Here is a 12,502-nt window from a genome sequence, read left to right as displayed (position 1 = left end):
AGCACCCCGGCTCAACGACACTCGCAGGGCCGGTCCGCATCTCACGGAGGAGACAGACCATGACCACTGACACCGCGTCGCCGACCGCCCCGTCCGGGATCGCAAGCACCGCCGCATCGGTCGCCATCGGTCCGGCGATGCGCATCACCGGACCGATGCACGAGCGCTTCGATGAGATCCTCACGACGGAGGCCATCGCGTTCCTCACCGAGCTGCACCATCGCTTCGCCAGCCGACGCCACGACCGGCTCGCCGATCGGATGCGGCGCCGCTTCGAGATCGGCAACGGGCATGACCCTCACTTCCGCGAAGACACGGCGCACATCCGCGGGGACGACGCGTGGCGCGTCGCCGGAGCAGGCCCAGGCCTCGAGGACCGCCGCGTCGAGATCACCGGGCCGACCGACCCGAAGATGACCATCAACGCGCTGAACTCGGGTGCGCGCGTATGGCTGGCCGACCAGGAGGACGCCACCAGCCCCACCTGGGGCAACGTGATCGGCGGGCAACTGTCGCTGCGCGACGCCATCCAGGGCGAGATCGCCTACACCTCCCCCGAAGGCAGGGAGTATCGCGTCACCGCCGAACGCACCCCCACCATCGTCATGCGGCCGCGCGGCTGGCACCTGCCCGAGAAGCACATCGAGTTCACCGACCGCACTGGGCGCCACACTGCGGCATCCGGCTCCCTGGTCGATTTCGGACTGTACTTCCTGCACAACGCGCAGCAGCTCATCGACGCGGGTCGCGGCCCGTACTTCTACATCGCCAAGCTCGAGTCGAGCGAGGAGGCGAAGCTCTGGGACGACGTGTTCTCATTCGCCGAGGAGTACGTCGGCATCCCGCACGGCACTATCCGCGCCACCGTGCTCATCGAGACCCTGCCCGCCGCTTTCGAGATGGACGAGATCCTCTACGAACTGCGCGATCACTGCGCCGGCCTCAACGCCGGACGCTGGGACTACATCTTCTCCATCATCAAGAACTACCGCGGCCGGGGCGCACGCTTCGTTCTTCCCGACCGGAGCGAGGTCACGATGACCGTGCCCTTCATGCGTGCCTACACCGAGCTGCTCGTGCAGACCTGCCACAAGCGCGGCGCCTACGCGATCGGCGGCATGAGTGCCTTCATCCCCAACCGCCGCGACCCGGAGGTCACGCAGCGCGCGATCGAGAAGGTCTCCACCGATAAGAGGCGTGAGGCCGGCGACGGGTTCGACGGCACCTGGGTCGCCCACCCCGACCTCATCCCGACCGCTCGGGCCGAGTTCGATGCCGTGCTCGGCGAGCGCCCCAATCAGCTCGACCGTCTGCGCGAGGACGTGAACGTGACGGCATCCGACCTGCTCGACCTGCACATCGGCCGGCCGATCACGGCTCAGGGCGTCCGTGACAACGTGTCCGTGGCCATCCGCTACCTCGAGGCATGGCTGCGTGGCCTCGGCGCCGTCGCGATCGACAACCTGATGGAGGATGCCGCGACGGCCGAGATCAGCCGCTCTCAGGTGTGGCAGTGGATACATCAGGACCGCAGCACCGAGGACGGCACGCCCATCACCTCCGCGTACGTCGAGGGCCTGATCGGCGAGGTGCTCGCCGAGGCGATCCGCTTCGAAGGCGACCGATTCGACGATGCGGCCGACGTCTTCCGTGAGGTCGCGCTGCAGCCCGAGTTCCCGGCCTTCCTCACCCTCGGTGCGTACACCCGGTTCCTCACCGAGACCGACTGACCGTTCACCCACTCACGAAGGACCAGACATGACCCAGTACCAGGACGACATCGACGCCATCCGGGCCCTGCGAGACGTGCACGGCTCGGCCTGGCAGGGCATCGACCCCGAGTCCGCCGCGCGCCTGAGGGCGCAGAATCGCTTCCGCACCGGCCTTGAGATCGCGCAGTACACCGCCGACATCATGCGGCGCGACATGGACGAGTACGACGCCGACTCCTCGCTGTACACGCAGTCGCTCGGCGTCTGGCACGGCTTCATCGGGCAGCAGAAGCTGATCTCGATCAAGAAGCACCTGAAGTCGACGAGGAAGCGCTACCTCTACCTGTCGGGATGGATGGTGGCTGCGCTGCGCTCCGAGTTCGGCCCGCTCCCGGACCAGTCGATGCATGAGAAGACGGCAGTGCCCGCGCTGATCGAGGAGCTCTACACATTCCTGCGCCAGGCCGACGCCCGCGAGCTGGATCTGCTCTTCACCCAGCTGGATGAAGCGCGCGCCGGCGGTGACGAGACCGCGGTGGAGTTCATCCAGTCGCAGATCGACAACCACGAGACCCACGTCGTGCCGATCATCGCCGACATCGACGCCGGGTTCGGCAATCCTGAGGCGACATATCTGCTTGCCAAGAAGATGATCGAGGCGGGCGCCTGTGCGATCCAGATCGAGAACCAGGTGTCCGACGAGAAGCAGTGCGGTCACCAGGACGGCAAGGTCACCGTTCCGCACGAGGACTTCATCGCGAAGATCAACGCCGTGCGCTATGCCTTCCTCGAGCTCGGCATCGACAACGGCATCATCGTCGCGCGCACCGACTCGCTGGGCGCCGGGCTCACACAGAAGCTGGCGGTCACCCATGAGCCCGGGGACCTCGGCGACCGGTACAACTCCTTCCTCGACGTGGAGGAGATCGCGGCCGGCGAGCTCAGCGACGGCGATGTGGTGATCAGGCGCGAGGGCAGGCTGCTGCGCCCGAAGCGGCTGGCCAGCAACCTGTACCAGTTCCGTCCGGGCACCGGCGAAGACCGCGTCGTGCTCGACTGCATCACGTCGCTGCGCAACGGCGCGGACCTGCTGTGGATCGAGACCGAGAAGCCGCATGTCGAGCAGATCGCCGGCATGGTCGATCGCATCCGTGCGGAGGTCCCCAGCGCGAAGCTGGTCTACAACAACAGCCCCTCGTTCAACTGGACGCTGAACTTCCGCCAGCAGGCGTACGACCAGCTCGCCGCCGAGGGCGCTGATGTCTCGGCGTACGACCGCGACAGGCTGATGAGCGTCGAATACGACGGCACCGAGATCGCCCGCATCGCCGACGAGAAGATCCGGACCTTCCAGCGCGACGGGTCGGCCCGGGCCGGCATCTTCCACCACCTCATCACGCTGCCGACCTACCACACGGCCGCCCTGTCGACCGACAACCTCGCACGGGGCTACTTCGGCGACGAGGGGATGCTGACCTACGTGCGAGACGTCCAGCGTCAGGAGATCCGCCGGGGCATCGCCACCGTCAAGCACCAGAACATGGCGGGAAGCGACATCGGCGACACCCACAAGGAGTACTTCGCCGGCGACGCGGCCTTGAAGGCCGGAGGCCAGCACAACACGATGAATCAGTTCAGCTGACGACATCGATCGGAGGGGCCGGATGCCGCGATGTGAGCATCCGGCCTCTTCGGCGAGTCGAGACAGGCGAGGCGAACGGTTCACAGGAACGACGCGGCGACGGCGTTGCGGTGATAGTCGAAGACGATGCTGGTGCGGGTGGACGCCACGCTGCTCTGCGCAGACAGGTGCTCGAGCACGAACTCGCGCAGCTGCGAGGAATCGGCGACGGCGATGTGCAGCAGGAAGTCGTCGTCTCCACCGAGGAAGAACACCTGGATCACCTGCGGGAGCGCCCGCACCCGCTCGGCGAACGCGACGATGCTCTCACGGCGGGCGCTCGGACGCAGGCTCACACCGATGACCGCCTGAAGACCCGAGCCGAGCTTGCGCTCGTCGACACTGGCGTGGAAGCCCGTGATCACACCGCGGTCGATCAGCGATCGCAGGCGCGCATGCGCCGTTGACGGCGCGACGCCCAGCCTCGCCGCGAGCTCGGCGTTGGTCATGCGGCCGTCAGCCGTCAGGAGCCTCACGATCTTCACGTCCACGGCATCGAGCGTGGCGGGGTGCACAGTGTTCGGCGGAAGGCCCTCGGATGACATGTCCATCCGAATCATTATTCAGGATGCGTTCTCAGAACGAATCTTCTTCGGACTTTCAGCGGAGCGCCCGCCGTTTCTGCGATTCTGGATTTCACCCTGCGGACCGCCGCACACCCTGGAGGATCGATGAAGATCGGCGTACCCACCGAAGTCAAGAACAACGAGAACCGCGTCGCGCTCACTCCCGCCGGCGTCGATCGACTCGTGCACGAGGGTCATCGGGTTCTCGTGCAGTCCGGCGCCGGGCTCGGCTCGCGCATCGAAGACGAGGCGTACCGCGCAGCAGGGGCAGAGATCGTCTCCTCGGCCGAGGAGACCTGGGCGGGGGCGGACCTCCTGCTCAAGGTCAAGGAGCCCATCGCGCAGGAATACGGCTTCCTTCGGTCGGACCTCACTCTGTTCACCTACCTGCACCTGGCCGCGGACCGCCCGCTGACCGCGGCGCTCGTGGACGCAGGAACGACCGCGGTCGCTTACGAGACCGTGCAGCTGCCCGACCGCAGCTTGCCGTTGCTCATTCCGATGAGCGAGATCGCCGGCCGCCTGTCGGTGACGATGGGCTCATACTCGCTGCTGCGCTCGAACGGCGGTCGCGGCACACTGCTCGGCGGCATCGCCGGCACGCCGCGCGCGAAGACGGTCGTGATCGGCGGTGGCGTCGCCGGCGAGCATGCGGCCGCGAATGCCCTCGGCCTCGGCTCCAAGGTCACCGTCTTCGACATCTCGCTGCCCCGCCTGCGCGAGCTCGAGCACCGATACGGCGGGGCGCTGGAGACCAGGGCGTCGAGCCGGTATGACATCGCCGAGGCCCTTGCCGACGCCGACCTGGTGATCGGCTCGGTGCTGATCCCGGGAGCTGCGGCTCCGAAGCTCGTCACCGACGAGATGGTCGCCGCCATGAAGCCGGGGTCGGTGCTGGTGGACATCGCCATCGACCAGGGCGGATGCTTCGAGGGCTCCCGCCCGACCACACACGACGATCCGACCTTCGCCGTGTACGACTCCATCTACTACTGCGTCGCGAACATGCCCGGTGCCGTACCGGAGACCGCCACTCGGGCGCTCACGAACGCCACCCTCCCCTACGTCTCGGCGATCGCCGGCAAGGGCTGGGATCGCGCGGCGAACGACGACGCCGCTCTCGCCAAGGGGCTGAACGTCACCGACGGCCGGATCGCGTTGAAGGCGGTGGCAGAGGCGCACGGGATGGCCGGCTGACGCGACAGAAGCCATGATCGGCGGACGCCCGTCAAGAACGCTGATTCTTGACGGGCGTTCCGCCTGTGGCCCCGCATCCTGCCCGGGTACGCTTCTATCGTGACCGAACGCGCACCTCTCTCCCGCAAGCTCTCCGCCATTGCCGAGTCCGCGACCCTCAAGGTCGATGCCAAGGCGAAGGCGCTCAAGGCCGAGGGCAAGCCCGTCATCTCGTATGCCGCTGGCGAGCCCGATTTCGCCACGCCGCAGTTCATCGTGGATGCCGCGGCCGAGGCTCTCGCCGACCCGGCGAACTACCGCTACACGCCGGCTGCAGGCCTTCCCGCACTTCGCGAGGCGATCGCCGCGAAGACGCTGCGCGATTCCGGCCTCGACGTCTCGCCGTCACAGGTGATCGTGACCAACGGCGGCAAGCAGTCGGTCTACCAGGCATTCCAGACCGTGGTGAATCCTGGCGACGAGGTGCTGCTGCCCGCGCCGTACTGGACCACCTACCCCGAGGCGATCCGCCTCGCCGACGGGATCCCGGTCGAGGTGTTCGCCGGAGCCGACCAGGACTACAAGGTGACCGTCGAGCAGCTCGAGGCCGCGCGCACCGAGCGCACCACCGTGCTGGTTTTCGTGTCGCCGTCCAACCCGACCGGGTCTGTGTTCACCACCGAGGAGACCAAGGCCATCGCGGAGTGGGCGCTCGAGCACGGCATCTGGGTCATCAGCGATGAGATCTATCAGAACCTCACCTACGAAGGCGCCAAGGCGACATCGATCGTCGAGGCGCTGCCCGAGATCGCCGGGCAGACCATCCTCGTCAACGGGGTCGCGAAGACCTACGCGATGACCGGCTGGCGCGTCGGATGGATGGTGGGGCCCGCCGACGCCGTCAAGGTCGCCGCCAATCTGCAGTCGCACCTGTCGAGCAACGTCAACAACGTCGCCCAGCGCGGAGCGATCGCCGCCCTCACCGGCCCGCAGAACGAAGCGGAGCGGATGCGCGAGGCGTTCGACCGCCGTCGCCGCCTGATCGTGTCGGAGCTGTCGAAGATCGACGGGCTCGTCGTACCCAACCCGCTCGGCGCGTTCTACGTCTACCCCGATGTGCAGGGGCTGCTCGGTCGCACCTGGGGCGGCGTCACTCCGACCACCTCGCTGGAGCTGGCCGACCTCATCCTCGAGCAGGCCGAGGTCGCCGTCGTCCCCGGCGAGGCCTTCGGCCCGTCCGGTTACATCCGCATGTCTTACGCGCTGGGAGACGACCAGCTTCTCGAGGGCGTGCAGCGGCTGCAGCGCCTGTTCGCCTCCTGACGCGAGTCCGTGGAGAACGGCCGCCATCCCTCCCGGGCTGGCGGCCGTTCTTCGCTACAGGTCGACGCCGACCAGCACGGGCTCAGGCTGCAGCAGCAATCCGTACTCGGCGTGCACTCGGCTCTGGATGAACCTGGCCAGCTCGCTGAGTTCGGCGGCGGACGCTCCCCCGCGGTTGGTGAGCGCCAGCGCATGCTTGGTCGACACGCCGGCACGGGATCGCGGCAGGCTGAAACCCTTGCGGATGCCCGAGTTCTCGATGAGCCATGCGGCACTCACCTTGACCAGGCCCTCGGGCCGCTCGGGGCGCGGTGACACGCCGGCGTAGCTGTCCAGCGGGATGACGGTGACCGCATCCAGGTCGGGCTCCACCGGCCAGCGGGGGCACTCCGGCGGCAGAGTGCGGGCGACATGCTCTGGCACGATCGCGTTCTGGAAGAACGACCCGGCACTCCAGGTGTCGGGATCGGCGTCGTCGAGCAGCATGCCCTTCGCGGCGCGAGTCTGCAGGATGCGCGAGCGTACCCAGCTCAGCGGAACCGGTTCGTAGTCCTCCAGGCCCAGCGCGCGGCGCAGCTGCTCGCCGCGCACCACCCGCCCAGCGTCACCGGTGACAGCCAGGTCGAGGGTGACCGAGAGGATCACCGCACGGCGGCCCTGCGCTTCACCGTAATGGTGCTTGAGCACCGAGGTGCGGAATCCGAGGCCGAGCTCCGCGGCAGGCGCCACCATCGGCGCCTCCGCATGCTCGTCGATCAGCTCCACCTCGACGAGGGTCTCCTGGATCTCCTGTCCGTAGGCACCCACGTTCTGCACCGGGGCGGCCCCGACCGTGCCAGGGATGCCGCTCATCGCCTCAATGCCGGCGTAACCACGCCCGACAGCGTAAGCGACCAGGTCATCCCAGGAATGCCCCGCCTGCACGCGCAGCCGGATGCGCCCCTCATGGGGCGAGGGCAGCTCCTCGATACCCGAGGTGAGGATGCGGATCACGGTGCCGTCGAACGGCTCGTCGCCGGCGAACAGGTTGGAGCCGCCGCCGAGCACGAACCAGTCGCCGCCGCGCTCCCACACCGAGCGGAGCTCGGCGATCAGATCGGTCGTCGACGACGCCTCCCGCATGATGTCGGGTGCGGCGCCGGTGCGAAGCGTGGTGAGCTCGCGGAGCGGGACGGATGCGGCCTGGGTCATGTCAGAGCGCGACCCGCAGCTGCGCCTTGACCAGCACTGTGGTGTCGGCGTGCTTGACGGTCAGGTCGATGCGTGCCGACTGCTCGTCGACGGCTCCGACCTTGGCGAGCACGTGCACGTCGGCCCCGTCGGACGGATGCACAACGACCGGCTTGGTGAACCGGACTCCGTAATCGAGGATCCCGTTCACGTCGCCCAGCGCGGCCACGACCACGGAAGAGGCGATGCCCATGGTCAGCATCCCGTGAGCGAGCACGCCGGGGAGTCCCACTTCCGCCGCGACGTCGTCACGGTAGTGGATCGGGTTGAAATCCCCTGAGGCTCCCGCGTATCGGACGAGTGATTCGCGGGTGAGATGCAGCGTGCGCTCAGCGACGACGTCTCCGACGACGAACCCGGCCATCATTCGCCCTCCGCTTCGCCGACGAGCAGCACACTGGTCGCGGTCACGACGTGCTCCCCGGCGGCATCCGTGATCTCGGCCTCGCTGGTGATCATCGAGTTGCCGCCCAGGGCGCGGATCCCGGTGACGCGCAGCCGTCCTGTGAGCTCGTCGCCGGCGACGATCGGCCGCGTGTACGTGAACCTCTGTTCGGCGTGGATCGTGCGCGACAGCACGATGCCGGAGTCGGGTTCGGCAAGCAGCTGCTGCAGCGTGTGGTCCTGGACGACCATGGCGAACGTCGGCGGGGCCACCACGTCCGCGTAACCGAGGGCGCGCGCGGCCTCGACATCGGTGTGCAGCGGCGCGTCGGCGAAGACGGCGCGGGCGAACTCGCGCACCTTCTCTCGTCCGACGAGGTACGGGGCGGTCGGCGGGAACTCCCTGCCGACCAGATCGTTGTTCACAGGCACTCCTCGATCCTATCCGTGGTGCCTGAGCCCGTTCCCGGTGCGCGTCCGAAGGAAACCATGTTCATCTTCGAGCGAATCCTTGACGCGCGGCCAGTCGTGTGTTGCTATGTGATTGTTTAGTGCAGTTTCCACGCATAGACAATCAAGAGTTAGGCGAACAATGACGTTACCCTCTCCCCGCCGGCTTCGCCGGCGGCAACTCACCTCGCTCGGCCTGGCGGCCGCTCTCGCCGTGACCGGCGTCGGGCTGACCGGCTTCGGCGCATCCGCCGTCGCCGCGACCGCGGCATCCTCCTCCGAACCCACCCTCGTGACGCCCAAGCCCGCGACCCCCGAGGTTCCCGTGGACGAGTCCGGTTCCTCGATCGGCGCGATCACCGGCGTCTCACGCGACGGCGCGGCCGTCACGCTCACCGGCGAGCGCGGCGCCATGCGCATCACCTTCCTCGAGGGCGGCACCTTCCGCCTCGAGGCCGATCCGAGCGGATCGTTCACCGATCCGGCGAACACCCCGCAGAACGACCCCGCACGCACGGCGGACATCGTCGTCGGCGCAGACACGTTCGGCGGCGCCGACCTCACCGTGACGGAAGGAGAGGCGATCACCGTCGCGAGTCCCGACGTCACCGTCACCGTCGACCGCGCCACGGGTGCCGTCCAGGCCGCGCGCGCCGACGGGACGCCGATCTTCACCGAGTCGGCGCCGATCACCTTCGGCGCGAAGTCGGCCACCCAGCACCTGGCGTCCGCCGACGGCGAGCAGTTCCTGGGCGGCGGCATGCAGAACGGCCGTTCCATCCACACCGGCTCGGTGATCAACATCGCCCGCAGCTACGACTGGGACGACGACGGCTACCCCAACGCCGTGCCGTACTACATGTCGTCCGAGGGATACGGCGTGCTGCGCAACACCTTCGCCCGCGGCACCTACGACTTCAAGAACGGCACGACCACCCACGAGGAGCGCCGCTTCGACGCGTACTACTTCGTGGGTGACTACGCCCAGTCGCTGGAGTCGTACACGCAGCTCACCGGAAGGCCGATCATGCCGCCGGTCTACGCCCTCGAGTACGGCGACGCCGACTGCTACAACCGGTCGAGCCCGACGTACAGCGGCACGCGCACACCGTCCAAGCTGCGCACACCGCAGGCGCTCGACTTCGCCAAGGAGTTCGTCGAACACGACATGCCGGCCGGCTGGATGCTGGTGAACGACGGCTACGGCTGCGAGTACCAGGAGCTGCCCGAGACCGTCGACGCCATCGAGGAGCAGACCGCGCTGAAGACGGGACTGTGGACGCAGCGGTCGCTGACCGAGCAGGAATACGAGGTCGGCGACGCCGGCATCCGCCTGCGCAAGCTCGACGTCGCGTGGGTCGGCTCGGGCTACCGCCTTGCGCTGACCGGTTGCGAGGCCGCGCATGACGGCATCGAGCAGTACTCCGACGCCCGCGGCACCTCTCTCATGGTCGAGGGATGGGCCGGGTCGCAGCGCTGCGGCATGCAGTGGACGGGCGACCACTCCGGCAACCTCGACGCGGTGCGCTGGCAGATCTCGGCTCTGACCGGTGCGGGCAACTCCGGTCTGGCGTTCTCGACCGGTGACGTGGACGGCATCTTCGGCGGCTCACCCGAGAGCTACGTACGCGATCTGCAGTGGAAGGCGTTCGCCCCGGCGCTGTACTCGATGAGCGGCTGGGCGTCGGTCGACAAGCGGCCGTGGCTGTACGGCGACGAGGCGACCGAGATCAACCGCTCGTACCTGCAGCTGCGGCAGAAGCTGATGCCGTACATCTACACGCTGGCCGCGGAGTCGCACCGCAGCGGCCTGCCGATGATGCGCTCGCTCGCTCTGGAGTACCCGGACGACCCGGGCGCCTACAGCGCCGAGGCCAACAACGAGTTCCTGCTCGGCGGCGACTACCTGGTCGCGCCGGTGTACACGAAGACCACCGTGCGCAACGGCATCTACCTCCCGGCCGGTGAGCGCTGGGTCGACTACTGGACCGGAAAGCTCTACGAGGGCGGGCAGGTGATCAACGGCCACCCGGCTCCGCTCGACAAGCTGCCGATCTTCGTGCGTGCAGGAGCGCTCGTGCCGCAGGGCATCGTCGCCCGCAACGCCTCGCTCGTGCCGGAGGACTCCCCGATCACCCTGTCGCTGTTCCCGCAGGGCGAGAGCGCCTTCACCCTGTACGAGGACGACAAGGTGACCCGCGGTTACGCCGACGGCGAGTCGAGCTCGCAGAGCATCCGAGTCGACGCTCCGGATGCCGGCAAGAAAGGCACCGTGACGGTGACCATCGGCGAGCGGGAAGGCGACTACGAAGGCAAGGCTGGCGCCCGCCCGTACGTCATCGAGGCGCACACCGGCTCGGCGCCGAAGAACGTGACAGTCGACGGCAAGCGCCTGAAGCAGGCGGATTCGCTCGACGCGCTGTCGGAGCAGGAGACCGGATGGTTCTTCGACGCCGAGAACGCCGGCGGCGTCATCACCGTGAAGGCGGGCACCGTGGCATCCGATCGCAGTGCCGAGGTCGTGCTGGCCGCGACGAGCGCCGTGGGCGGGCGAGACGCGGATGCCGCCGCGGCATCCGTCGCCGTCGACCTGGCCGACCGCGTCTTCCAGGGCGAGGACACCACCGTGACCGCGACCTTCCGCAACACCGGCACCAAGAAGAAGGACGGCGTCACGCTCACGCCGCAGGTTCCGGATGGCTGGACGCTTCTCTCTTCCGACGGCGCCGAACCGGGCTCGGTCGAAGCCGGAGCCACGGCGGAGGCGACCTTCGGGTACACCGTCACGGATGCCGCGAAGGCCGACCTGCAGACCGTGACGGTGGTCGCCGAGTACACATCGCAGAAGTCGCCGCAGACGGTGTCGGGCGCCAATCAGATCTACGTCGCCTACGGGTCTCTGGCCGGCGCCTACAACGCCGACTCCGTCACAACGCTCGAGACGGCGAAGGCCGGAGACTTCGACGGCGGTGGGGCGACCTTCTCAGCCGAGGCGCTCGCCAGGGCCGGGGTGGAGCCGGGATCGACGGTGACCGTCGGCGAAGGCGATGCAGCCATCGAGTACACCTGGCCAGCACCGTCCGGTGCGAACGACTCGGTCGCTCCTGCTGGTCAGACCGTCTCCCTCACAGGAAAGGGGACGCACCTGGCAGTCCTGGCATCGGCCGCATCCGGCGGCGGTGTGAACCCCGCCCTCGAGCTGCACTATGCCGACGGCACCGTCTCGAAGCAGAACCTGTTCATCCCGAACTGGCTGCCGCAGGCATCGGGGCTGGGAGGCGCGAGCGTCGCGATCTCCTCGCTCGGGCGCAACAGCGCGACCAACCCGAACGTGTACGAGTATCCGACCTACAGGTACCAGGTGTACTCGAACCTCGTGCGACTGAACCCGGCGAAGGAGCTCGCGTACGTCGTGCTGCCCACCGAGAGCCGCCTGAAGATCTTCGACTGGAAGGTCGTCGACCAGCCGCTTCCCCCCGCCCCGAGCGGCACGATCGGTGCGGCCGAGCTGCCATGGCTCAGCGCAGTCAACGGGTGGGGTGTGATCGGCAAGAACGTCGCCAACAAGGACTCGGCGTCCTCGCCGGACCAGCCGCTGGCGATCAATCACATCGACCCGCAGACCGGCGAGAACCCGACCTATGAGAAGGGCCTCGGCGTGCACGCGCTGTCGAAGATCACCTATTACACGGGCGGCGCCTGCACGGCGTTCACCGCGGAGGTGGGCCTCGAAGCAGGTTTCGCCGGCAACGTGATCTTCAAGGTGGATGCCGACGGCGAGAACCTGTACCAGTCGCGCACGTTCACCCCGGGCTTCGCACCCGAGACGGTGGATGTCGATCTGACCGGTGCGCAGTACGTCGATCTGATCGTCGAGGCGCCGGGCAGCATCAACGGCGCGCACGGCGTGTGGGGTGACGCCACGTTCCACTGCGAGTGATGCGAACAGCACGGGCGGTGTCCTCTTCGGAGGCACCGCC

9 protein-coding genes are annotated in these 12,502 nt (G+C 67.9%); 5 read left to right on the top strand and 4 right to left on the bottom strand.

Annotation, left to right across the window (positions count from 1 at the left end; genetic code table 11):
- Positions 1-59: 59 nt before the first annotated feature.
- Positions 60-1,730, top strand: coding sequence for a malate synthase A (aceB, locus tag RIN43_RS14880; RefSeq protein WP_375163759.1), 1,671 nt, complete (start codon positions 60-62; stop codon positions 1,728-1,730).
- 28 nt (positions 1,731-1,758) lie between these two features.
- Entirely contained in the window at positions 1,759-3,354 is a 1,596-nt protein-coding gene (locus RIN43_RS14875; RefSeq protein ID WP_309129703.1) for an isocitrate lyase, read from the top strand.
- Positions 3,355-3,434: 80 nt separating this feature from the next.
- Here the strand turns inward: RIN43_RS14875 and RIN43_RS14870 are convergent, their stop codons facing one another.
- The gene (locus RIN43_RS14870; protein ID WP_375163758.1) at positions 3,435-3,944 is read right to left on the bottom strand and encodes an Lrp/AsnC family transcriptional regulator; all 510 of its coding nucleotides are present in this window, start codon (positions 3,942-3,944) and stop codon (positions 3,435-3,437) included.
- A 120-nt stretch (positions 3,945-4,064) separates the two neighbouring features.
- On the opposite strand from RIN43_RS14870, the gene ald reads away from it, so the two are divergent.
- Together ald and RIN43_RS14860 are read left to right on the top strand one after the other, a co-directional pair.
- Positions 4,065-5,156, top strand: a complete 1,092-nt coding sequence (gene ald / locus RIN43_RS14865) for an alanine dehydrogenase (protein WP_309129701.1) — start codon at positions 4,065-4,067, stop codon at positions 5,154-5,156.
- A gap of 99 nt (positions 5,157-5,255) precedes the next feature.
- Positions 5,256-6,458 carry a pyridoxal phosphate-dependent aminotransferase gene (locus tag RIN43_RS14860; RefSeq protein ID WP_309129700.1) on the top strand — a complete coding sequence of 401 codons (1,203 nt, stop codon included), beginning with the start codon at positions 5,256-5,258 and terminating at the stop codon, positions 6,456-6,458.
- 54 nt (positions 6,459-6,512) lie between these two features.
- Here RIN43_RS14860 and RIN43_RS14855 read toward each other — a convergent pair whose 3' ends face one another.
- Genes RIN43_RS14855 through RIN43_RS14845 form a run of 3 tightly spaced genes read right to left on the bottom strand, consistent with a single transcriptional unit; the run spans position 6,513 to position 8,504 of the window.
- On the bottom strand, positions 6,513-7,649 hold the full coding sequence (locus RIN43_RS14855; RefSeq protein ID WP_309129699.1) for a UDP-N-acetylmuramate dehydrogenase: 1,137 nt from the start codon (positions 7,647-7,649) through the stop codon (positions 6,513-6,515).
- Between the two features lies 1 nt (position 7,650).
- On the bottom strand, positions 7,651-8,052 hold the full coding sequence (locus tag RIN43_RS14850; RefSeq protein ID WP_375163757.1) for a MaoC/PaaZ C-terminal domain-containing protein: 402 nt from the start codon (positions 8,050-8,052) through the stop codon (positions 7,651-7,653).
- Positions 8,052-8,504 carry a MaoC family dehydratase N-terminal domain-containing protein gene (locus RIN43_RS14845; protein WP_309129697.1) on the bottom strand — a complete coding sequence of 151 codons (453 nt, stop codon included), beginning with the start codon at positions 8,502-8,504 and terminating at the stop codon, positions 8,052-8,054. The genes RIN43_RS14850 and RIN43_RS14845 overlap by 1 nt, the downstream gene beginning before the upstream one ends.
- A gap of 160 nt (positions 8,505-8,664) precedes the next feature.
- Here RIN43_RS14845 and RIN43_RS14840 point away from each other — a divergent pair, with 160 nt between their 5' ends.
- A complete protein-coding gene (locus RIN43_RS14840; RefSeq protein WP_309129696.1) occupies positions 8,665-12,462 on the top strand; it encodes an NPCBM/NEW2 domain-containing protein in 3,798 nt (1,265 codons plus the stop codon).
- Positions 12,463-12,502 lie beyond the last annotated feature (40 nt).

Source organism: Microbacterium sp., from assembly GCF_031178445.1.
In the GTDB taxonomy this organism is placed as follows: domain Bacteria; phylum Actinomycetota; class Actinomycetes; order Actinomycetales; family Microbacteriaceae; genus Microbacterium.
This window is presented reverse-complemented; position numbering and strand designations above follow the sequence as displayed.